Origin of the sequence: Pseudoalteromonas sp. OANN1 (genome assembly GCF_024124685.1) — a bacterium.
GTDB classification, from domain to species: domain Bacteria; phylum Pseudomonadota; class Gammaproteobacteria; order Enterobacterales; family Alteromonadaceae; genus Pseudoalteromonas; species Pseudoalteromonas piscicida.
Genome location: NZ_JAMXSE010000001.1, coordinates 289396 through 310871 on the forward strand (window position 1 = coordinate 289396; position 21476 = coordinate 310871).

The following is a 21476-nucleotide window of genomic DNA, read 5'->3' on the forward strand; positions in this document are numbered from 1 at the left end:
TTATAACGTTAAATCCGGGTTTTCTTTGGTATCTTCTCTAAGCGCAGCCACCAGTTTAATCATATCTTCAGGCACAGGCGCTTCCCATGTCATCTTCTCGCCAGTAATAGGGTGAGCGATACTCAGTTTTATAGCATGCAATGCCTGACGTTTAAACTCTCTTAATTGCTCGGTTAATCCTTGAGTCGCATTTCTTGGTGGACGAGGACGGCCGCCATAGAGCTGATCGCCAATTAGCGGGTGATTCAAATACGCCATATGTACACGAATTTGGTGCGTTCTACCGGTTTCTAGGCGCAGGCGAAGGCGCGTGTGTGCTCGAAACTTTTCAGCAACACGGTAATGAGTGATAGCAGGCTTCCCCATCTCATGTACTGCCATATGTGTACGCTTAGTTGCGTGACGACCGATTGGCTTTTCAATCATGCCACCTGCGGTCATCGTGCCATTACAAACTGCTTCGTATTCACGTGTGAAGTTTTCACGCGCTTGTAGATTCTTCACCAAGTGCGTTTGTGCTTGAATGGTTTTCGCCACGACCATTAGACCGGTAGTGTCTTTATCCAGACGGTGTACGATACCAGCACGAGGCACGTTAATGATTTCTGGGTGATGGTGCAGCAGAGCATTTAACACAGTGCCATCTGGGTTACCGGCACCGGGGTGAACCACCAGCCCCATCGGCTTGTTTATCACAAGAATGTCATCATCTTCGTAAACAATGTCTAACTCTATATCTTGCGCTTCGTATTCGCGCTGTGCTTCGATAACCGTCTCGATAGCAACACTTTCACCACCAAGTAACTTTTCACGAGGGGTGTTGAATACTTCACCATCTACGGTGACTTTATCTTCAAGGATCCAAGTTTTTATTCTTGAACGAGAAAAATCCGGGAACAATTGCGCCAATATTTGGTCTAGACGTTTACCACCGAGTTCGACTGGAACCTCCGCTTGGAGGGAAATTTGCTCTGACATCTGAAACTTTACCTAATTTACCAGTGCAAGCCGTGCTCGACTGGGTTAGAATCGTATTAATGCATAGTTTACTCGGTTTTGCCGAGTTGGCCTAGCCGAAGAAAACAAAGGTAGTAAAATAAAATGATTAAAAACTTAAGGACACACGCCTTTAGGCTGGCGTTAGCCGCGTCTGTTTTGGGTTTGGCAGCCTGTTCATCCGCACCAGAACAAGAAGATATTGAACGCGTACCAAACAAATCCGCCCAAGCGCTTTATGAAGATGCTAAACAAACATTAGATTCTGGTTTATATGCCCGCGCCATTGAATTATTGGGTGCGATTAATGCTCGTTATCCATTTGGCCCTTATGCAAGACAAGTTCAAATGGACTTAGTCTATGCATATTATCAAACAGGTAACACTGACCAAGCACTTGCCACTATTGATCGTTTTATTCGCTTAAATCCAAATCATAAAGACCTAGACTACATGTACTACATGCGAGGTCTGGTAAGTATTAAAGCTGACGAAAACGCATTCCAAGAATATTTTGGTGTAGACAGAGCCGACCGCGATGCCAATCGTACCCGTGTTGCTTTTCAGGATTTAACCACGTTAGTCAAAAACTATCCAAACAGTCCGTATGCACCAGAGGCGAAAAAACGCTTAGTATGGTTACTAAACAAAATGGCTCGTTACGAGCTGAGAGTCGCTGAATATTACTTCGAGCGTGAAGCATATCTTGCCGCAGCAAACCGTGGTAAATATGTAGTAGAACACTACTCTCAAAGTAGTTATCTGACCCAAGCTTTTGACATTATGGAAAAAAGCTACCGCAAACTCGGCCTGCCAGACCTTGCGGATAATGTGAAAAAAGCCAAATCGGTTAACGCTCGTAACAAATAAATACACTGTTAAGTCACGATATCACCGATGTTGTGACTTCTCTCCCACCAACGCTCGCCTTCAAGCATTCTACAGCAGTAAAAAATACTTGTTTTCTGTACATAGACATCAGCCGTCAGCCGTCAGCCGTCAGCCGTCAGCCGTCAGCATATTTTATTTGATTGTAGTTGTAATAAGGAAGGAATTAGGCTGCCCATAATAGAAGGTAAGCAGCCTTAAAAGGTAAGCATTTGACTTAACAGCGTATTAAATCGCTTCTTCGTCCTCTTCACCTGTACGGATCCGAACCACGCGTTCAACATCGGTCACAAAGATTTTACCATCACCAATTTTGCCCGTTTGTGCGGTTTTTAGGATAACTTCAATCGCTCTGTCAACGTCTTCATCTGCGGTAACAATATCAAGTTTCACTTTAGGCAAGAAATCTACCATATATTCAGCACCGCGATATAACTCAGTATGACCTTTCTGACGACCAAAACCTTTTACTTCACATACCGTCATACCTGTGATCCCCACATCCGAAAGCGCTTCTCGGACATCATCAAGTTTAAACGGTTTAATTATTGCTTCTATTTTCTTCATGACTATCTCGATTCCTTTGGTATAGCGTCGATTTTAGACAATCCGCTTGCCCAAGGCAAACAAAGACATTGAAAGTTGAAGTGATTTCACGCAATAATATTAATCATAAATTATTACTTTTTGGTTGTGAGGCGGTAATGAAACAATCAGCAGGATTCAATCTACTAGAACTGATGATAACCATCGCTATATTGGCTATCGTATTGGCCATTTCATTTAGCTTTGATGGCAACCTGCTGCAACGCAACCGAGCTGAGTCCTTCTTGCAAGAATTACAGCGCAATATCGCTTTTGCTCGTGTAAAAGCAACCGCCGCAGACGAAATTGTCATTCTCTGCCCAGCTCCCCCAGCCAATATTCAAGCTAGGACTGCATTTACTTGCCAAGATAATTGGGCAACGAACAGAATTAGCGTGTTTGTTGATAGTGATAAAAATGGCACATTTAGTAATGGTGATACTATCCATCGTACGATGGAGGTCGTAGACGATAACGACACAATGGTATTTTCTGGTGACAATCGTCTAAGGTTTGATTCAAGTGGACTCTTAAGTGGTTCAAACGCGGGAAACTTTACCTATTGTCCTGGTAGTGACGACAACAATCAGCAGTTGAGTGTTTCAACCGCTGGCACAGCATTATATCGAGGAAATACAACAGATACCTGTGGATAGCCACAAAAGTACTGATGCGCAAAATATCTCGAAGTTTCAATCTTGCCTTTAATATATAAACGTCTAGGCTTAAAGAAAATATAAAACGAGGCAAAGGATATGCATCGTCATATGGGTTTTTCCCTATTGGAATCTTTAGTGTGTTTGGCGATTATCACTATCGTCAGTTTATTCTCTCTTCCCAGTCTTACGGCTTTATTTCAGTTTGATAAACCAAAAATAAAGCTTGAAGCATTGCGACGAGCCATTAATTTTGCTCGCATTCAGGCCGTTGCAAGCGGTGCAACCGTTACTTTGTGCCCCCTGAAAAACAATCGCTGCGACGACAAAGAATGGCACACTCAGTTAACGGTTTTTATCGACTACCACCCTCAAGGTGAGTTTTCAGGCGATGATTATAAATTAGCGGTTGTGGACTCAGTAGACTCAGGGGACATGCTCACCTACCCAAGAAACGCCATTATATTTCGCCGCTTTGGTCATCTCGCGGGACTCTATAACGGTACTTTTGTCTATTGTAACGCAAGTTCTACCGTGGGATTGTCTCTGTCAGTTAGCTACACAGGGAGAAGCACTTTAAAAGATACTGATGAGTGTCAAAAGTAAATAACCTAAGCTTCGGATAATTAATGCCTTTCTAGCAGCCAGTTTTTGCGCTAACAGCGTTGAATTCACTTCCAATAGCCCGCTATTGGTACGTAAATTCGCCTTGTTAATCCCAAAACTTTCTGGCTAGATAAGGAAATAATTTAATGTAATATTAAAAACAATGAATTAGCTCATTCCTTATCCAAACCTCAGGTTAAATAACCTAAGCTCGGGGATAGTTAGTGTTAATACAAAGGGGAGTTAACTACTCCCCCGAAAATTAACGTTCCCAACACCTATCTATAGCGTCTTGATTCGTTGTCCCAGCAACACCACGAACCCCAAGTTCATCAATGGTTAAAGCTGGGCACTGTTCATCGCCTCGAACCGGCCCTGCTGCGGCTGTTGCAACGATTCTAAAGGTATCTGCAGTAACGTTTTCAAGTGTTACATTGAAATAACCATTTTCCGTTGCCGTCGCTACACCGATTGCCGCTAGATTATCGCTGTAAGCTCTGTTATCAACAAAGAACTGCTCTTGCTTATTCGCGGCGTCAAGTAGCAAAGTCATGGCATCAGCCCTTGCCCCTCTTCTCACATACTCAGTGTAATTAGGGTATGCAATCGCAGAGAGAATACCGATGATCACCACCACTATCATTACTTCAATCAGGGTAAAACCTGATATTGCTTTGTCTAGGGTACTATTTCTTCTCATCACTATCTTCCCTCTTATAAATGTAAAGTTGTTTTGTTCTGATACCCGACGTTTTATTTTTAAAGATAATAACCTTGTCATCATCGCCTACAACTGGCACTGGTTCACCCGGTATCCCTGGCGGCACAAATGGATTACTGTCATCAGCTATAATCCCAGGGCCTGCAATATAAGGAACTCTTTTACCATTTTCATCTTTGCGTACAACTAGAGTCGGCGTATCTGGTAGGTCTTGTGAGGTCACGTAAGTTTTCCCTGTGCCATAATGTAAATGGAACATGTAAAGCTGCCCTTTACCACCTGTTAATGTGCATTGTTGGGTTGTCTGATCTGCTGGTGTAAATGAAGTAAAATATGCGACTCCTCCAATAACAGTCGCACCAGAGAGCGACTTTTCGCCCCCTGATAATTGATACTTCCAGCCATTAAACTTAGCCAGCTCTACTTCTAGTTCAACAAAGTCGTCAATATCATCTACAGCATTCCCAAACGGATCGCTCTTCATTTCCATTAAATCAGAAATTAATATAGGGTCTGGAATATCGTTTACAAAAGATTGCGTTTTCGTATGTATATCCCTAATCATGAAAAGATAGTCAGTCACACTTGAATCTGTCGGCTTAGAGCGATTACCACTACCAATAACAATGGCGTCAAACGGTGTATCTCTGCGCTCTTTAATCAAATTCCCGTTATATCTAGTCTCTGTTACCTTACTATAAAAGGTACGAGCAATATTTGGACGATAAAAAAAGCGTCTATCCTCATCAGCAAAGCTACTCCCCAAACGTGCCAACTCAAAATGAGTCCAAGGCTCAGTACTATCAGATGGGTTTGGACCGGGTATATCAATTCTCCAGATACTCCCTGCGGTATCCGCTAAATAAATTCTGTCAATATAGCCATCGTAGTCTGAGTCCGTTAACGTTGGCTCCGCAACAATACTGTGCTTACCTTTAAACGCATCACCAGTCAGCGACCAAACGATATCAGCATTGTTTGACATGATATCAACCATGTAAACCCCTACGCCTTTATCATTATCATCGCTACGTGAAACATTATCTTTATTGGTATTGTATCCTGCTGCAAAAACCAATACCGGTCTATCCTTTTGCTTTTCAATGAAAGTCACCACAGGCTTGGACCACGTTTGCCCCAAGTTCTTAAACTTATTTGAATCACCGGAAATAGGCCCACCCCACAATAGTTTGGGTGAATCTGGATTGGTAATATCAAAGCCATAGTATTTATTGCCGCCGCGGCGCATTCCCACAAAGGCCCAAACCTTATCACCCGCTTCTACCTTGCGATTTTTATTCACATCGTGAAAGTACACAGTAATAGGTCCATCTAGGCCATACAGTTTCGTTTCTGCTTTACGTGTTTTGACTGGATTCAGGATAGGTAATAAAGAACCTGGGATAAATGCCCAGCTTTCAGTTACGCTATTTCCTTGATCTTTAAACATATGGAGCATGCCGGCGTTGGTACCAATGAGCACGCGAATATCGCCATTGCCATAGTCAACCGTTGCAGGCTTTGAGTGTAATGGATCGGCGAATATGTCTGGCCTTCTTTCAGATCTCAAACCGTCACCATCATCATCGTCGACGTCTTGACCTATCGCCCAATTAAAAATACTTTGTATCTCACTTTTACTTGCACCACTTAACTCCATTGCTGTGGCAAGTTTAGTTAAATTACCATAGGCACTTTCGGCATTATTATAGGTGAAATCAACTAAATCACCGCCACCAAAATCAGACAGTACTTTTCTAGTAACCTGATTTTCAAGCGCATAGTTAACTCCTCCTTTTTCAATATTGTTGCCATCTTTTGATTGCGCTTGCGACCAATACGTTGTGATATTGCTATCAATCGCACCTTTATCATTTATCGCTTTAGTCAGTTCCTGACCTACTATCTCTGTACCCACAAACTTAAGCTTTTTCAGGTTGCCACGCCAGCGAGTATGTGTCTCTGGTTTAAACTGAGTGTAGTAAAGTGCATCACCTGTTTGGGTTTGATCTTCAGCATTGGCGGATACCGTTGGTGAACTAAAACTTGCACTCACATTTCTGATATTGGTAATCGTGGTTTTGAGTACATCCGACAGTTCATTTGCGGTATTGGCGTGCAGGTATTGCCCCCCTCCTTCCTTAGCAGTTTCCGCAAGCAACTCTTTACCTGTACTAGACATACCGTTACCAAAACCGATCGTAAAGACTCGCGCAAAGTCATGTTCATCTGGAGTAGAAGGATATAAGTCAACTTTAACTTGAGATGTACCACGCATTGTTTTGGCTAAAGCTGGTAAATAGTTTTTGGTAACACCAGAGCCTTCATTAATGTCGAAATAATTAGGGTAGGCGCCATACACTGAGTAATATTCATTAACGATGCTTGTGTTAGAATCAGTATCGCTGGTAGGGTCGCCATCCGTCATTAAAATTAAGTTGATTGACGTATCACACCGCTCTTCTTCGCCACGCACGGGCTTAAACGCAGAAATATAGTTGCTCCCACGTTCAATCCCTTTATCCCTGTCGTTTCCTCCGTTAGTGCCCCAGTATACGCTGCCACCTTTAAGATAGTTATATAACTCCCAAAGCGTTTCTGACAGCGGCGTAGAACCACTTGCTGGTAATGCGTTGATCTTATCAACAATATCGCTGCGGCTACTGCCAATCCCATTAAGAATATAACCCCCACTCGAAGAATAAAGTCGAGACAGGCCAAATCTAATATCATCATTATCGCTAACTAAACTGCGCATTGCATTTTGTGCTACTTTTAGGCGGCTATCCGCACACCCCTGAACCGCTTGATTATATTGGTTCGCTTGATAACAGTTACTGCCATTAAAACACTCTGTTTCTCGGTAGCCATAACGCGTTTCATAGCGCCAGCCAGTCCACACGCGATATGAGTAACGCTCATAACACGCCTTACCATTTTGTGAGTCCCACGCCATACTGCCTGATGTATCAAATAGCATCAGTACCCGAGGTTGCTCACGGGTAGAAACATTATGTTTAACATAAAGCTCAATGTCTTCTGCTTGAGCGGTTTGTAATAGCGCCATTAATGCAACTATCGTGTATATTAACTTATTCATATCAGTTACTCGAAAAAGGCTGTTAATTTGAAACGCTCACAATTTCCTGACCAATTCCCATCACGATAGTGACGTTGTGACGTCCCCTATCACCATATTCCACAGTGGCTTCAACTTCCGTCATGTTGCACACAAACCCCTCGGTATAGTCATATTGCCGTGGACAAAACAGCTCTAGCTCACCATTATTTAGGTTAGTCACAGTGGCTTGTAAGCCATTAGGCGTTTGTACTGTTGTGCCTTCGTCCGCTAACTGCTGCCTTGAACGCAGAAAAATATTGTTAGGAAGCGGCTGCTCTTGCTGAATTAATCTTTGCATTTCACCAAAGAGTAAGCTTTCAGCTTCTTCTCGTTCCATGACGGCATGGGTCATTTTTATATCCAACGTACTGGTACTCATTAACGTTACTGCAACCGCCATTATGGCGACTACCATGACCATCGCCATGATCAGTACTACACCCCGTTGCTTTACATTTCCCATGCTGAGCCTCCCATGTTGTACATTGATATTGTGGTTGAAAATACGGTACGTCTAATGGCATCGTTATAAGTCAACGTCCTTTTATCAGGATCATTACCTAATACGTAAGACCGCGACTGTACCCCAAAGTCAACATCCGGTTCCAATACTCTTACCAATACAAACAGCTGTAGGGATAAGATGCCTCTTGTAGCGCCCCAGTCAGCATCGGACATATTTGTTGTATTTCTATATCTATCCACTCGGCCGTCAAAATTGGTATCTAAACCAAAAACAAAACGAATTTGTTCAACACCTTCGATCACTAGTTCATCCTTCATACCACCGTTTACATGTAGCCTTTGCCTTCTTAGAACGGGAATAGTAATAGTACGATTATTAATTACCTGCTGCTCTTCACTCACATAATATACATGGTGACTATATGGCCAAAGTGTCGCATTCACGCTTGGCATGTTGCCAACATTGCCACCTGCAATAAATTCGGCTTGCTCTTGCTGTGCAATAAAATAATACCTAGTTGATTGGATAGCACCTGCGTCTGGCACGAGACCTGTTATCTCTACAGGACTCCCTTCCAGAAACTTCACCTGTAACACTTCTGACTGCGGTCGAGCTTTGGTTATACACCCCATTGCCGTTGCATTTGTTGTGAATGTTGCCCAAATAGGTCTGAAATTAGCAGGCTGATTGTTCGGAAAGCTACCATTGTTTATCCCGCCAGAGCAGTCACTTCCAGGGTTAGCTGGAGCGGCTTGATTATCATCCGTGAAACCTTGATCGTAAAATGTCCCCCAAAAGCCAACTTGCTCGATATCCCGCCTCATAATGGAAAGCGCTAAACGTCCTTTTTCTTGTAGCTCTCCAATACTCATGGTGTCGTTGGTCGTCGCTTTCATACCGACATAAGTTGCAATGACACCGCCTAATAACAATACGCCGATAAACATCGCTATCATGAGTTCTAACAATGTAAAACCTCGGATTTTGTTCACGGCTGACTCCTTATCAACACAAAAGTTTCCATTACGACTGCACGCCGTCTATCGTCTTCAACACCACACCCGGCTGCTGGATTATTTTCCAATGCAGTCATTGCCTGACGCCCTCGCCAAGTGACAATAACCTGCACATTTACCCCAGATGGAGTGGCACCTGCGGTTGGATTAATACACACAATCGCGTTATCCAACGAACCTGTATTTTCCCTTGCTCTTATCGCTTGACGCCAATTAGCAATATCTGTTTTCGCAAGCGTTTCTGCATTACAGCGCTGTGTATAACACGTAGTGTTTGCCTGTACGTCTTCGGTGCTATTAAAGTCAACATCGTAAAGTGTGGTGATATTTGCCGCATCATTTGTTCTTATTCTGTGCATGATGTCACTGGCAAGCTCTACCGCAGCGGCTCGTTGCATAGAATCAAAACTTGCTTGTTTCGCTTTTGCTTGTAATGCCACCGCACCAAGCAGTCCAAAGCTTAAAATCATAAACGCAATAAGCACTTCTAACAGTGTGAAGCCATGTTGCTTTAGCGAAGTATGCATATCTCAACCAGAATTCAATTGCCCTAGCCTCAGTGTAAGCCGTCGTCTTTGAAACTCAATATGGGATAGTATGAAAGGTCTATTGAGGCGATAAGCGGTTTATTCACCACTTAACACTCAAAATAATGTTTTTAGTTGGGTGTAGGCTCTACGGCTAACTTCATAGCGATTGGGCAGCGACTTGAGGCAAACGTAGTGCTTTTGTTCATGTAGTTCTAAAGCAGAAATTTCTGTTCGCTTAACTAATGTACTGCGATGGATTTGAATAAAATGTGTTGGAAACTTATCTAACAGTGACTTGAGTGACATGTCAATTAATGCTTGTAGGCTAGAATTCAAGGTTACTCGCGTATATTTTTCATCCGCCTCGGCAACAATAACATCCGAAACCTGAACGTAACGCAACTCACTGCCAACATAATAGCTTAGCGTCTCCATACTCGGAAAGATAGTAGTTAATAAAGCATCTAGCTTATCACTATCTAGTGGCTTCACTAGATAACCATTGGCGTGCAGTTCAAATGCTTCTAACGCATATTCCGGATGCGCTGTTAGAAACACGATTTTCATCCTCGGAAATTGCAGGCGTAATTGGCTCGCAAGCTCAACACCTGACTGACCAGGCATCGAAATATCAAGAAAAATTAGCTGTACAGGCTCCTCATTTAGCAGCGCTTTCACACCACCCGCGCAGTCAACTTCACCGATACAACGAAAGCCTGCGTGCTTTTGCATTAATCGTTTAACGCGAGCTCTTGCCAACGGCTCATCATCCACAATAAGGTAAGATATTACTGTTTTCATAGCGGTAGCGAAAAACTGACAGTATAGCTATCTTGACTGGCTTCGGTTTTAAAATCAATGGGCTGATTGTAGTGTAAAGCCAAGCGGCGTCTGATGTTGCTTATCCCAATGCCATGCCCTTGGTGCGTCGGCTTTAATTTTGCGTCATAGCTGTTAAAAATTACCACCGTTAAGGTGCGTTTACTGCAGTGAATATGGATACGAATATCCGCTCCATTTGGGTTTGGCTCTACCCCATGACTAACCGCGTTCTCCACCAATGGCTGCAATATCAACGCAGGGATCAAAACATCTCCCAAGACATTGTCTAACTCCCACTCTACCCTCAAACGCTCTGCAAAGCGCCACTGCTCAAGTGCTAAATACGCTTTGCATAAAGATATTTCACTTTCCAGCGGAACAATATTTTGTGTGGACATCGCAGCACGAGATAAATCGGCAAGGGCTAATGCTGACTTTTCTGCTGCAGTTGGATCGATATGAGTCAATTCGGCCACGGTATTGAGTGAGTTATATAAAAAGTGCGGCCGAATTCTCGCGTGTAACGCTTCAAGTTCCGCTTGAGATAGTGCTTTCACCTTACGAATATTATCGGTAAAGATAGCTAAGAAATGCGCAAAAAGCGTGATAATGCAAAGACATATTGCGATGTTACGCCATAAGCTCAATTCAATTTTTGCCTCATCAATCCAACCGAGCAATGTAAAACCATAGGGGAAAGCCGTACTAGTGACGACAGTACAAAGCACAAAGACAGAAATGAGAATACCAGCTTCAACTAGATCTGAGCGCTTCTCAACAGCGTGGCGCACAATCGCTATCACGGCAAGTGATAAAAAGGCAGTGAAATGAATAAATAAGCTGGTTAATCCAAGGGATTGCCAAAACGTTGTCGCGGAAATCAGCGTATATAAAAAGGCTAGGATTTGCGAGGCAACTAGCAATGCTAGCACACCTCGCTCACTCAATAGTGCAGACAACAACCTGATACGCGGTGTCATCGTGCTAACTCTCTTATCTGAGTTCTACAGGTACGGCAAACACGACATTTTCTTCTTGCCCGGGGTTCTCAACTACCGTTTCCCCACCAAGTTCTTTAAGTCGTGAGATAACCTGTTGAACCAGCACTTCAGGTGCAGATGCGCCGGCAGTTACACCAACCTTTGCAACCCCATCGAACCAAGTTTCTTCGATGGAAGAGGCATCATCGATAAGAAATGCCTTAGTTCCCATTTTATCTGCAAGCTCTCTTAAGCGGTTAGAGTTAGAACTATTTTTCGCCCCAACCACAAGCAATAAATCAACTTTGTCCGCTAAGTCGCGAACTGCATCTTGACGGTTTTGCGTGGCATAACAGATATCATCTTTACGTGGACCACTGATATTCGGAAACTTGCTACGCAGTGCGTCAATTACATCGGCTGTGTCATCTACCGATAATGTTGTTTGACTGCAATAGAACACATTGTCAGCATCTTTCACTTCGAGAGCTACTACATCCTCTGGTTTTTCAACGAGATAAATACCACCATTCGGATTGTCATACTGACCCATAGTACCCTCAACTTCAGGGTGCCCATGGTGCCCAATCAAAATACACTCAGTACCTCTGCGGCTAGCACGCGTCACTTCCATATGCACCTTTGTCACTAACGGACAAGTCGCATCAAAGACTTTTAACTCTCGGCGCTTCGCTTCATTACGTACTTGCTGAGAAACACCATGCGCGCTGAAAATAACAATACTGTCGTCTGGCACTTCATTTAGCTCTTCAACGAATACCGCACCACGAGACTTCAGACCATCAACAACATATTTGTTATGAACAACTTCATGGCGAACGTAAATAGGCGCTTCGAAAATATCGAGTGCACGCTCAACAATGCTGATCGCTCTATCTACACCTGCACAGAATCCTCTCGGGTTTGCCAGCAAGATATCCATTAGTTATTTACCTCAAGAATTTCAACTTCAAACGTTACTTTTTGACCTGCAAGCGGGTGATTGAAATCGACAGTTACCGAGTCGCCGGCCACTTCTCGGATCAATCCAGGTAAGTCAGTACCATCTGGTTGCGTAAATGCAATGATGCTACCTACTTGAGCGGGGGTTTCTGCGCCAAACTTGCTTCTATCAACATAATAGATGTTATCAGGATTTGGTTGTCCAAACGCGTCTTCTGGCTCTAGCTCAAAAGATTTCTCATCGCCCGCTTTTAATCCAAGCAAACACTTTTCAAAATTTTCCGTCAGGCTGCCATCACCCATAAACAACTTAGCGGGTTTATTATGAACTTTGGTAGAATCTGCTGCTGAACCGTCTGATAACTTGATTGAAAAATGGAACAAGACTTCAGACTTTGCTCCAATTAGTTGCTCACTCACGCATTTTTCTCCTGTGGTTTATCGCCACTGGTAAAGGCATCGAAAATTAATAGTGCAGCACCGCCGACAATCGCCATGTCTGCCACATTAAACGCTGGATAATGCCAGTCTTGATAATAGAAATGAAGGAAATCAATCACATAACCATGAATGATACGGTCGTATAAATTTCCTACAGCACCACCTAATACCAGCGCGTAGGCCAATCCCAACTTCCAATTTGATGCGGGCAATTTACGTAGCCAAAAAACCAGTAAAGTGCTAATCGCCACGGCAATGCCACTTAAAAAGTAACGCTGCCAGCCACCAGCTTCACTTAGGAAGCTAAAAGCCGCACCATAGTTATGCATATAGGTGAGATTGAATATAGGCAAAATATCAATGGATTCATAGAGTTCCATTTCAGCCATAACCAGTGCTTTGGTGAAGTAGTCTACTGCAAAAAGCAGTAGACTAAGCCACAACCACACCAGACCACTTTTCTGTGTAGTTTGTGTCACGTTTTACTCCTAGGCGAATTGACGCTGCTCGCCGTCACCTTCAACGTTACTAATACAACGGCCACAGATGTCTGCATGTTGCTCATCCGTACCTACGTCGTCGGTATAGTGCCAACAACGATCACACTTTTTAGCCGATGTTGCCGCTACACTAATGTATAAGCCATCAATTTCTGATGAAACTGCATTTTCTGGTTTGCTGTTGACTACTTCTACCGTTGCCTTCGAAGTTAGTAATACGAAGCGTAATTCGTCACCGATGGCATTGAGCTGCTCAGCTAAGTCCCCGCCTGTATATAGCGTTACTTCAGCCTGTAGCGTTGCACCGATCACTTCTTCTTTACGTGCATTCTCAAGCACACGGTTTACTTCATCACGTACCGCGAGTAAGTTCTGCCAGTACTCGTTATTCAACGAGCCTTCTGTCGCCCCTTCAATTGCATCATACCAAGTATCCGTGAATACAAACTGGCCACGCTCACCTGGTAGTACTTCCCAGATTTCTTGTGCAGTAAAGCTCATGATAGGTGCCATCCAACGTGTCATCGCTTCGGCGATATGATAAAGCGCGGATTGACAAGAACGACGCGCATGGCTATCACTTTTCGCCGTGTACTGACGGTCTTTGATGACGTCTAGATAGAACGAGCCCAATTCACCAGTACAGAAGTTCATAAGCTTCTGTGTTACTTGAAGCATTTGATACTTGTCGTACGCTGTTTTGATCTCAGTTTGTAGCTGTGCAGCGCGCGCTACAATCCAGCGATCTAGCTCAACCATATCTTCAATTGCTACTAAATCCGTTTTTGGATCAAAGCCGCTTAGGTTCGCAAGTAGGTAACGACTTGTGTTACGAATACGACGATAACGGTCAGCTGAGCGCTTAAAGATTTCATCAGACACGGTCATTTCCGCCGTGTAATCGGTAGAAGCTACCCATAGGCGTAAAATATCTGCGCCTAGCTTGTTCATGATGTCTTGCGGCGAGATCACGTTGCCTAATGATTTAGACATCTTATGGCCTTTTTCATCGACCGTGAAGCCATGCGTTAACACTTGCTTGTAAGGTGCATGGCCATTGATAGCAACTGAAGTCATCATTGATGACATAAACCAACCACGGTGCTGATCCGAGCCTTCAAGGTAAAGATCTGCAGGACCTGTTAATTCTTCTCGCGCATCAACAACACACGCATGTGTTACACCTGAGTCAAACCATACGTCTAGTGTGTCTTGTACTTTTACGTACTGTTGAGCATCAGCTTCACTTAATAGCGCACTAGGCTCTAAGTCGTACCACGCCTGAATACCCTTTTCTTCCACTAATTTAGCAACGGCTTCGATAAGGGCTTCCGTTTCAGGATGTAGGCTGCCGGTGTCTTTATCAACAAATAACGCGATTGGCACACCCCAAGTACGCTGACGTGAAATACACCAGTCAGGGCGACCTTCAACCATGTTTGCGATGCGGCTTTCACCCCACTCAGGCAACCATTCTGTCTTTTTGATTTCATTCAGTGAATCAGTGCGAAGGTTAGCCTGATCCATGCTGACGAACCATTGTGGCGTCGCACGGAAAATAATAGGAGTTTTGTGACGCCAGCAATGTGGATAACTATGCGTTAGCGCCTTATGACGGAACAATACGCCTTTCTCAGTTAATAACTCAATGATGCTGTCATTTGCTTTAAATACGTGCTGACCTGCAAAAATCGGTGTATCTGGTAGATAAACACCATTTGCACCAACCGGGTTTGCAACCTCTAGACCGTAAGCTTGACCCGCTGCAAAGTCTTCTTGACCGTGACCAGGTGCAGTGTGAACGATACCAGTACCTGAGTCTGTTGTTACGTGCTCACCTAAAATAACAGGCACATCGAAATCTAAGAATGGGTGTGCAACGCGCAGATTCTCAAGCGCAGCGCCTTTCGCGTAACCTAGTACGTGGAAGTGCTTGAATCCAAAACGATCAACAGCGTCTTTGACTAATTCAGAACCAAGCACAATACGCTGCTCTTGACCTTCATCTTCAATTTGTACCAGCGCATACTCTAGCGCACCGTGTACTGCCACAGCGCGGTTTGCTGGTAATGTCCAAGGCGTTGTAGTCCAAATTGCGGTACTTACTTCGCCTTTGCCCTCATGGCCTTCGGCCAAACCAAACGCACTAATGATTGCCGCTTGATCAGCAAAGACAAATTTTACGTCGATTGCCGGCGATTGTTTGTCTTGGTATTCAACTTCTGCTTCTGCAAGCGCTGAACCACAATCCGTACACCAGTGAACTGGCTTTGCACCTTTGTGCAGGTGACCATTTTTGATAATACGACCAAGCACACGAATAGCATTGGCTTCAAAATCAAAGTTCATGGTTAAGTATGGCTTATCCCAGTCACCTAACACACCAAGGCGTTTGAAATCTGTTTTTTGGCCATCAACTTGCTTTTTAGCATAGTCGCGGCACTTTTCACGGAATTCAGCAGCCGATACTTTCTTACCTGGTTTGCCTACTTTCTTTTCCACTTGTAGCTCAATTGGAAGACCATGACAGTCCCAACCTGGTACATAAGGCGCATCAAAATCAGAAAGCGTTTTTGACTTAATAATAATATCTTTTAGGATTTTGTTTACTGAGTGACCTAGGTGAATATCACCATTTGCATACGGAGGACCGTCATGCAAAATAAATGGCTTTTTACCTTTTTTCGCAATGCGAATTTGACCGTATAGGTCTTCTTCATACCATTTTTTCAGCATCTTTGGTTCGCGTTGCGCCAAATTACCACGCATCGGAAACTCAGTTTCCGGTAGATTTAAAGTATGTTTGTAGTCGCTCATTTATCCTACTTTCCGTATCGGCTACGTTAAAGAAAAACACTGTTTTGCATTGCTAACATCACGACTGATTTGTTCTGTTAACTGCGACAATGTTTCGAATTTTTGCTCATCGCGAAGCTTTTCAATTAGCTCCACTTTCATAAACTGACCGTAGATGGTCTCATTAAAATTAAACAGATGCACCTCTAAAAGGGCTTTCGTTCCGTTTAGGGTTGGCTTAGTGCCAACATTCGCTACGCCATAATGTGTTTTGTGATTCACAGTCGCTTTGACTGCATACACACCGCGCACAGGGCTCACTTGGCGTTTTAAGGCTATATTTGCAGTATGGAAACCAAGCTCTCTGCCTTTCTTCCAACCGTGAATAACACGGCCTGAAATGGCATAAGTATGGCCCAACATATCATGTGCTTGACGTAAATCACCAGCCGCAAGCGCCGTGCGGATCAACGTGCTACTTACACGACAATCTTGCTTGCGAAAACTTGCCGTGTCTTTTACTTGCATACCTAGCGGTTCGCCCACTCGTTTTAGCATTGCAAAATCACCAGCTCGTTCACGGCCAAAACGAAAGTCATCGCCGACCGTGAGCGCCTTGGTTCCAAGCTTTGTCACTAGGACTTCTTTGATAAATTGCTCTGCATCTTGCGAGGCAAATTTGCGATTAAAGTTGACGCAAATGACTCGCTCTATACCAAGCTCTTGCAACAGGACTAGTTTATCACGTAATCGCGTCAGCCTAGCCGGTGCTTTATCTTTGGCAAAAAACTCCAAGGGCTGCGGCTCAAATAACATCACTGTGCTTGGAAGTTGATAGTGTTTTGCGTCGCTAATCAGCCCCTTCAAAACCTCTACATGTCCAAGATGAACCCCGTCAAAGTTTCCAATCGTCAACACACAACCAAAATGATGTGGTCGAATATTATGGATCCCTCGGATTAGTTGCATAGTGCCGTGCCTTTGTGCAGCAAATATCAAAGAGCCCGATTATACCCAAGTTGCTTAAAAATGCGAATCAAGCATCTCGGATTGTGCTCAATCTTACCCCTAGTATAAATAGTAAACTAAAATAGCTCACCATCGCAGTTACTAATAATCCGCAAAGTAATAGCACCTGCTCCATCAGTCCCCACTCTAGCCATTCAAAGCGGGCGCCTAGAAAGTATACGCATGCAGCCATCGAGACCGCTGAAACAAAGCATTTGGCAGTAAAACCAAGAGAAAATGCGCTTAGCTGATACACACCTTGATGTGACAGCTGACGATAAAGTAAAAACGCATTACAAGACGCTGACAATGAAGTTGCCAATGCAAGGCCTAGATAACCAATAAAAGGCGCTAAGATAAGATTGAAAACCATATTGAGTGCCATAGTAATAATACCAATACGAACAGGCGTTTTAGTATCTTGTCTAGCGTAAAAGCCCGGTGCCAGTACTTTAATCAACATAAAGCTTAATAAACCAACGGAATATGCGGCTACCCCTAAGCTTACCTTGTTTATATTGTCTGCATTTTGAGAAACAAACTCACCATGGCCAAATAATACTGAAATGATAAGTGGGCTTGTCACCATCAGCCCTAGCATCGCTGGTAATCCCAAGAAGATGACAAAACGTACACCCCAGTCTAGTGTTTTCTGAAAGTCTTCACTTTTTTCTCCTGCATGTAATTTAGAAAGTGCAGGCAGTATCACGGTCGCAATACCGATACCAAATAGGCCGAGTGGAAATTCAATTAATCTGTCTGAATAATAAAGCCAAGCAATCGATCCCGTCACGAGAAAAGAAGCAATGACGGTGTCCAGTAGTAAGTTAATTTGACTAACAGAAACACCAAATAATGCAGGGATCATTAATGTTCTGACTTTGGTTATTTCAGGGCTTCGCCATGCAAATTGAGGGCGACTCAAGACTTTTAAGCGCAACAAAAATGGGATCTGGAATAATAGTTGAACAATACCACCAATAAATACACCGAGTGCTAGAGCGTACGCACCTTGTGCAAATTTATCATGGAGAAAAATAGCACAGCCGATAATCGACACATTGAGTAAAACTGGCGTAAAGGCCGCTGCCGCAAAGCGATTATAAACATTCAGTACCGCCCCGCTAAGTGCAACTAATGAAACAAAAAATAGGTAAGGAAAGGTGAGCTTTAATAGTGCGCTTGCAAGCACAAATTTTTCGGCATCAGCACCACCTTGCCACCAGTCAAGAAACCAGCTAGTGCCAAATAATGCGGCGATCAAAGGCGAGCCAATCACCCCTAAAATAGTAACAATAAGCAATACGGTCCCGAGTGTCCCAGCAGCTTGTGCAACGAATAACCTTACTCTATCGTCTCCATGCTTTTCTTTAATTTCTGAAAGTACAGGAACAAACGCCTGAGCAAACGCGCCTTCTGCAAATAACCTACGTAAAAAATTAGGGATCCGGTTGGCGAATAAAAAGACATCTGCGGCCAATCCTGCGCCCAATAGGTTTGCCACGACGGCATCTCGAACTAGCCCCAGAACCCGCGAAATCATAGTCATGGCACTGACAATCATACCCGATTTAAATAACCCTTTTGCCACCTTAACTCCTAAATTCAGTGAATCGCGGCAAATTATGCCACAGTCGTTGTGCATTTAGCACTAGGCGTGCCCTGTCAGCTTTGATACAATACGCGCCATTAACCTTGGTAGGCCTGTTTCACCTCGTGAAATTTGACTGTTTACTTTGGTTCAGACCTGAGATTTTCAAGGCACTTTGTGAAGCTACGCTTTGCAAATTATTAGTGCAACTTGGGATATTACGGGTTTACTTGCCTGCTATAGAAGTAAAAATGTCGCATAGCAACGTTTTGATTTGTACAGGTTAAGAATTGAGAATAGCCCAAGTCGAGTCTTGGGTGTTGAACATTAGGCCGCGCTTGTTAATTTATATTGACTTTTGCGATTAAAACAGGCATATTCCTCGGCCTTTAAATTAAGCTTATTTTAAGATTGTTAGGAGCAAACCTTGGCTAACATCAAGTCTGCAAAAAAACGCGCTATCACTAGCGAAAAGCGTCGTAAGCACAACGCAAGCCGTCGTTCAATGATGCGTACATACTTCAAAAAAGTAATCGCTGCAATTGAAGCTGGTGATAAAGAAGCTGCAACTCAAGCATTCGCTGTTGCTGCACCTATCCTAGACCGTTACGCAACTAAAGGTCTAATCCACAAAAACAAAGCTGCTCGTCATAAGAGCCGTTTAGTTGCTAAGATCAAAGCACTTTAATTTGTTGCTGGATTGAAAAAACCGACATTATGTCGGTTTTTTTATGTCTGTAGTTTATATACTTTGGTATCAAAAGATAAAATCAGTGCAGTTTTAAACCAATTCTAAATCTGGGTAAAACTTTTTCAGCATAGCCGCGATTTTCTTTGGCGAAAATGGTTTAACAACAAAACCTTTAGCACCACGCTCAATAGCATCTTTAACATTGTCTACCGTTGAGTGTGCCGACACCATAACGACATTAATATTCGGGTTTATTTCATTTAGGGTTGCAATTAACTCTTTACCATCACCATCGGGCAGCTCAATATCTAGAAAGACAATATCAAAATGTTGCTCTTCACATGACTTTACACACTGCGTTGCAGTGGAGGCTTCTCTTACATGATCAATGCCTAAGTGCATTAAGGTTTGATGTAAAAAGCTGCGAACTGTCCCTACATCATCGACGATTAAAATAGAGATATTTTGATCCATAGTCCTTTCCCGTAGGCTGTAGTGTAAAAATAAGCTATTATACTTAGCATAGAAGCATTATAGAGACCTGCAACTAAAAGGCTACTTAAAGCATGGCAAAACCATCAAAAAAACAATCGCTTTTAGGTCAAGTACAGTCCAACCAAAAGAAACGCACTAGTACAACAAAAAACCGTCGACCATCGCCACAACAAATTGCAGCGATGAAGGCTCAGCAAACCGCACAAGCACAGCAAGCACAAACTGCTACAGATAATGATAGACCTAAGGGAAAAGGTAAGTGGATAGCACTTGCAGTCATTGGAATACTATTCGTTGTCTTGCCAAAACCACAACTGATTACTTATGAGAAATTAGGCCTTGTGGCTAGTAGTGTATATTGGTCTGGTCTTCCGGGTATTGATCCTGTGCTATTTGACTCAAATTTACACCCAAAGCCAGCACTTGAGCGTAATACACTATACCTATGTCACGATTTGAAAAACCCAGATACGTGCCAAAAGTACCAAATAATCAAGCAAGAAGGCTTTATAGCGGCCATGATGAAATTGCTTCAGTCTTAAAAAATCGCTTTGAAAGGGCAACGGAACTTCTATAATGATGATACGGCTTAAACAACCGTATCATCATTTTTTAAACTTCGCTGGGTAAAAGTTAGCTTAGCGGACATAAATCCACATTTTAGTTCCATTATAATAGGGTGAGGTATCTGCACCTCCCCATCCCGAGCCACTTTTTTCTTTAATAAATTTAGTTGAAGAATAATCGTATACGGAAGTAATGCCTTGATTTGAACCAAATAGCGAATAGTCTTGTCCCTTGCCATTACAACCACCAGTTTCGTTGTGGGCTAATAGGTTTTCTGTCAGGGACTCAGCCAATGGTTTGCAATTTGCGCTCTTCAAAATATCCATATCTAGCACGGCTGTAATTTTATCAGCTACCACCAATACCTCTTGGGAAACATATTTTAACTCTTGCCACTTTTGATCAGAGACAACACTTGCTTCACTATCTAAAGAAGTAAGCTCTTCAACCTCCTCATTAGGTAATGCCTTATTTTTAATTCCAACGAGTGTCCAACCACCACCTTTAGTTTCCATATCACAATACACCTGATAAGGTACTGGTGCACTCTCGGACTTTATCGTATAAATGCCACTTCCTTGGCTCTGCCCATCGATCAGTATTTCATGACAACTGGCGCCTTTCTTTTCTCCATATTGCTTAAAGAATGAAAAGTTAGAAGATGTGATCTCACCCGTATCCTTATTATATACAGATAGTACGTAATTATATTCTCCAGCAGGAAACTCAGGAGGCACAACAACACTTGGCCTGGTCTGCTCAAAGCTTGCACCAGCTGATAATGTAATATTACTTGCAGCTGAACGGTTATATAGCTCCCCTTTAGGAAAAATCAACGTGTCATAGTACCTTAGGTTAGCATCTGCACTACCTTCATTTTTTATGACGGTATCAAAGTTAACTCGACCACCTATCGCTTCTACCGTAGCATTTTCATTATCTGCTGTAGCTTGGACAATAACCGTAGCGTGAGAAACTGAAGAAAAAAGTAGAGGGATAAGTAGTGTATTTCTTTTTAGTGTCATTCGTTACGTCCT

The 21476-nt window shown here is 43.1% G+C and carries 22 protein-coding genes; 5 read left to right on the forward strand and 17 right to left on the reverse strand.

Annotation, left to right across the window (positions count from 1 at the left end; all coding sequences use genetic code 11):
* Nucleotides 1–978 carry a 23S rRNA pseudouridine(1911/1915/1917) synthase RluD gene (rluD, locus tag NH462_RS01350; protein WP_010371027.1) on the reverse strand — a complete coding sequence of 326 codons (978 nt, stop codon included), beginning with the start codon at nucleotides 976–978 and terminating at the stop codon, nucleotides 1–3.
* Between the two features lie 123 nt (nucleotides 979–1101).
* Between rluD and NH462_RS01355 the strand changes: the two genes are divergently transcribed.
* Entirely contained in the window at nucleotides 1102–1866 is a 765-nt protein-coding gene (locus tag NH462_RS01355) for an outer membrane protein assembly factor BamD (RefSeq protein WP_010371025.1), read from the forward strand.
* A 246-nt stretch (nucleotides 1867–2112) separates the two neighbouring features.
* Here NH462_RS01355 and glnB read toward each other — a convergent pair whose 3' ends face one another.
* Complete coding sequence (gene glnB / locus NH462_RS01360) at nucleotides 2113–2451, reverse strand: nitrogen regulatory protein P-II (RefSeq protein WP_010371023.1); 339 nt, start codon at nucleotides 2449–2451, stop codon at nucleotides 2113–2115.
* Nucleotides 2452–2519: 68 nt separating this feature from the next.
* Between glnB and NH462_RS01365 the strand changes: the two genes are divergently transcribed.
* Both NH462_RS01365 and NH462_RS01370 read left to right on the forward strand, forming a co-directional pair.
* Nucleotides 2520–3125 carry a GspH/FimT family pseudopilin gene (locus NH462_RS01365; protein WP_010371021.1) on the forward strand — a complete coding sequence of 202 codons (606 nt, stop codon included), beginning with the start codon at nucleotides 2520–2522 and terminating at the stop codon, nucleotides 3123–3125.
* Nucleotides 3126–3224: 99 nt separating this feature from the next.
* Complete coding sequence (locus tag NH462_RS01370) at nucleotides 3225–3731, forward strand: GspH/FimT family pseudopilin (RefSeq protein ID WP_253103382.1); 507 nt, start codon at nucleotides 3225–3227, stop codon at nucleotides 3729–3731.
* 262 nt (nucleotides 3732–3993) lie between these two features.
* Here NH462_RS01370 and NH462_RS01375 read toward each other — a convergent pair whose 3' ends face one another.
* From NH462_RS01375 to murJ, 13 genes are all read right to left on the reverse strand, one after another.
* The gene (locus tag NH462_RS01375; protein WP_253103384.1) at nucleotides 3994–4431 is read right to left on the reverse strand and encodes a type IV pilin protein; all 438 of its coding nucleotides are present in this window, start codon (nucleotides 4429–4431) and stop codon (nucleotides 3994–3996) included.
* Nucleotides 4418–7552, reverse strand: coding sequence for a PilC/PilY family type IV pilus protein (locus tag NH462_RS01380; RefSeq protein ID WP_253103386.1), 3135 nt, complete (start codon nucleotides 7550–7552; stop codon nucleotides 4418–4420). Before NH462_RS01380 ends, NH462_RS01375 begins: the two co-directional genes overlap by 14 nt.
* A 22-nt stretch (nucleotides 7553–7574) precedes the next feature.
* Nucleotides 7575–8036: a hypothetical protein gene (locus tag NH462_RS01385; RefSeq protein WP_010371010.1), complete on the reverse strand. Its 462-nt coding sequence runs from the start codon at nucleotides 8034–8036 to the stop codon at nucleotides 7575–7577.
* Entirely contained in the window at nucleotides 8024–9031 is a 1008-nt protein-coding gene (locus NH462_RS01390; protein WP_045964373.1) for a PilW family protein, read from the reverse strand. The genes NH462_RS01385 and NH462_RS01390 overlap by 13 nt, the downstream gene beginning before the upstream one ends.
* The gene (gene pilV / locus NH462_RS01395; RefSeq protein WP_017216180.1) at nucleotides 9028–9582 is read right to left on the reverse strand and encodes a type IV pilus modification protein PilV; all 555 of its coding nucleotides are present in this window, start codon (nucleotides 9580–9582) and stop codon (nucleotides 9028–9030) included. The genes NH462_RS01390 and pilV overlap by 4 nt, the downstream gene beginning before the upstream one ends.
* A gap of 117 nt (nucleotides 9583–9699) precedes the next feature.
* The gene (locus NH462_RS01400; protein ID WP_253103388.1) at nucleotides 9700–10386 is read right to left on the reverse strand and encodes a LytTR family DNA-binding domain-containing protein; all 687 of its coding nucleotides are present in this window, start codon (nucleotides 10384–10386) and stop codon (nucleotides 9700–9702) included.
* Nucleotides 10383–11387: a histidine kinase gene (locus NH462_RS01405; RefSeq protein WP_253103390.1), complete on the reverse strand. Its 1005-nt coding sequence runs from the start codon at nucleotides 11385–11387 to the stop codon at nucleotides 10383–10385. The genes NH462_RS01400 and NH462_RS01405 overlap by 4 nt, the downstream gene beginning before the upstream one ends.
* A 13-nt stretch (nucleotides 11388–11400) precedes the next feature.
* The gene (gene ispH, locus NH462_RS01410; protein ID WP_253103392.1) at nucleotides 11401–12330 is read right to left on the reverse strand and encodes a 4-hydroxy-3-methylbut-2-enyl diphosphate reductase; all 930 of its coding nucleotides are present in this window, start codon (nucleotides 12328–12330) and stop codon (nucleotides 11401–11403) included.
* The gene (gene fkpB / locus NH462_RS01415) at nucleotides 12330–12770 is read right to left on the reverse strand and encodes an FKBP-type peptidyl-prolyl cis-trans isomerase (protein ID WP_010370993.1); all 441 of its coding nucleotides are present in this window, start codon (nucleotides 12768–12770) and stop codon (nucleotides 12330–12332) included. Before fkpB ends, ispH begins: the two co-directional genes overlap by 1 nt.
* A complete protein-coding gene (lspA, locus tag NH462_RS01420) occupies nucleotides 12767–13270 on the reverse strand; it encodes a signal peptidase II (RefSeq protein ID WP_253103394.1) in 504 nt (167 codons plus the stop codon). The genes fkpB and lspA overlap by 4 nt, the downstream gene beginning before the upstream one ends.
* 9 nt (nucleotides 13271–13279) lie before the next feature.
* Nucleotides 13280–16108 carry an isoleucine--tRNA ligase gene (gene ileS / locus NH462_RS01425; protein ID WP_017216185.1) on the reverse strand — a complete coding sequence of 943 codons (2829 nt, stop codon included), beginning with the start codon at nucleotides 16106–16108 and terminating at the stop codon, nucleotides 13280–13282.
* A 21-nt stretch (nucleotides 16109–16129) separates the two neighbouring features.
* Nucleotides 16130–17056: a bifunctional riboflavin kinase/FAD synthetase gene (gene ribF, locus NH462_RS01430; RefSeq protein ID WP_010370985.1), complete on the reverse strand. Its 927-nt coding sequence runs from the start codon at nucleotides 17054–17056 to the stop codon at nucleotides 16130–16132.
* A 67-nt stretch (nucleotides 17057–17123) separates the two neighbouring features.
* Nucleotides 17124–18686, reverse strand: a complete 1563-nt coding sequence (murJ, locus tag NH462_RS01435) for a murein biosynthesis integral membrane protein MurJ (RefSeq protein WP_010370982.1) — start codon at nucleotides 18684–18686, stop codon at nucleotides 17124–17126.
* 427 nt (nucleotides 18687–19113) lie between these two features.
* Here murJ and rpsT point away from each other — a divergent pair, with 427 nt between their 5' ends.
* Nucleotides 19114–19374: a 30S ribosomal protein S20 gene (gene rpsT / locus NH462_RS01440; RefSeq protein ID WP_010370978.1), complete on the forward strand. Its 261-nt coding sequence runs from the start codon at nucleotides 19114–19116 to the stop codon at nucleotides 19372–19374.
* 93 nt (nucleotides 19375–19467) lie between these two features.
* Here rpsT and NH462_RS01445 read toward each other — a convergent pair whose 3' ends face one another.
* Nucleotides 19468–19851: a response regulator gene (locus tag NH462_RS01445; protein WP_010370975.1), complete on the reverse strand. Its 384-nt coding sequence runs from the start codon at nucleotides 19849–19851 to the stop codon at nucleotides 19468–19470.
* 92 nt (nucleotides 19852–19943) lie between these two features.
* Between NH462_RS01445 and NH462_RS01450 the strand changes: the two genes are divergently transcribed.
* Nucleotides 19944–20414, forward strand: a complete 471-nt coding sequence (locus NH462_RS01450) for a hypothetical protein (protein ID WP_010370973.1) — start codon at nucleotides 19944–19946, stop codon at nucleotides 20412–20414.
* Between the two features lie 96 nt (nucleotides 20415–20510).
* On the opposite strand, the gene NH462_RS01455 is transcribed toward NH462_RS01450, so the two are convergent.
* Nucleotides 20511–21464, reverse strand: a complete 954-nt coding sequence (locus NH462_RS01455) for a fibrinogen-like YCDxxxxGGGW domain-containing protein (RefSeq protein ID WP_010370969.1) — start codon at nucleotides 21462–21464, stop codon at nucleotides 20511–20513.
* Between the last annotated feature and the right edge of the window lie 12 nt (nucleotides 21465–21476).

Excerpts from the sequence above, each read along its gene's own strand:
- glnB (WP_010371023.1), bottom strand. The coding sequence starts at position 2,451 with ATGAAGAAAATAGAAGCAATAATTAAACCGTTTAAACTTGATGATGTC.
- ispH (WP_253103392.1), bottom strand. The coding sequence starts at position 12,330 with ATGGATATCTTGCTGGCAAACCCGAGAGGATTCTGTGCAGGTGTAGAT.
- NH462_RS01380 (WP_253103386.1), bottom strand. The coding sequence starts at position 7,552 with ATGAATAAGTTAATATACACGATAGTTGCATTAATGGCGCTATTACAA.
- NH462_RS01400 (WP_253103388.1), bottom strand. The coding sequence starts at position 10,386 with ATGAAAACAGTAATATCTTACCTTATTGTGGATGATGAGCCGTTGGCA.
- ribF (WP_010370985.1), bottom strand. The coding sequence starts at position 17,056 with ATGCAACTAATCCGAGGGATCCATAATATTCGACCACATCATTTTGGT.
- ileS (WP_017216185.1), bottom strand. The coding sequence starts at position 16,108 with ATGAGCGACTACAAACATACTTTAAATCTACCGGAAACTGAGTTTCCG.
- NH462_RS01445 (WP_010370975.1), bottom strand. The coding sequence starts at position 19,851 with ATGGATCAAAATATCTCTATTTTAATCGTCGATGATGTAGGGACAGTT.
- NH462_RS01455 (WP_010370969.1), bottom strand. The coding sequence starts at position 21,464 with ATGACACTAAAAAGAAATACACTACTTATCCCTCTACTTTTTTCTTCA.
- NH462_RS01375 (WP_253103384.1), bottom strand. The coding sequence starts at position 4,431 with ATGAGAAGAAATAGTACCCTAGACAAAGCAATATCAGGTTTTACCCTG.
- NH462_RS01405 (WP_253103390.1), bottom strand. The coding sequence starts at position 11,387 with ATGACACCGCGTATCAGGTTGTTGTCTGCACTATTGAGTGAGCGAGGT.
- NH462_RS01385 (WP_010371010.1), bottom strand. The coding sequence starts at position 8,036 with ATGGGAAATGTAAAGCAACGGGGTGTAGTACTGATCATGGCGATGGTC.
- pilV (WP_017216180.1), bottom strand. The coding sequence starts at position 9,582 with ATGCATACTTCGCTAAAGCAACATGGCTTCACACTGTTAGAAGTGCTT.
- NH462_RS01370 (WP_253103382.1), top strand. The coding sequence starts at position 3,225 with ATGCATCGTCATATGGGTTTTTCCCTATTGGAATCTTTAGTGTGTTTG.
- rluD (WP_010371027.1), bottom strand. The coding sequence starts at position 978 with ATGTCAGAGCAAATTTCCCTCCAAGCGGAGGTTCCAGTCGAACTCGGT.
- NH462_RS01355 (WP_010371025.1), top strand. The coding sequence starts at position 1,102 with ATGATTAAAAACTTAAGGACACACGCCTTTAGGCTGGCGTTAGCCGCG.
- NH462_RS01450 (WP_010370973.1), top strand. The coding sequence starts at position 19,944 with ATGGCAAAACCATCAAAAAAACAATCGCTTTTAGGTCAAGTACAGTCC.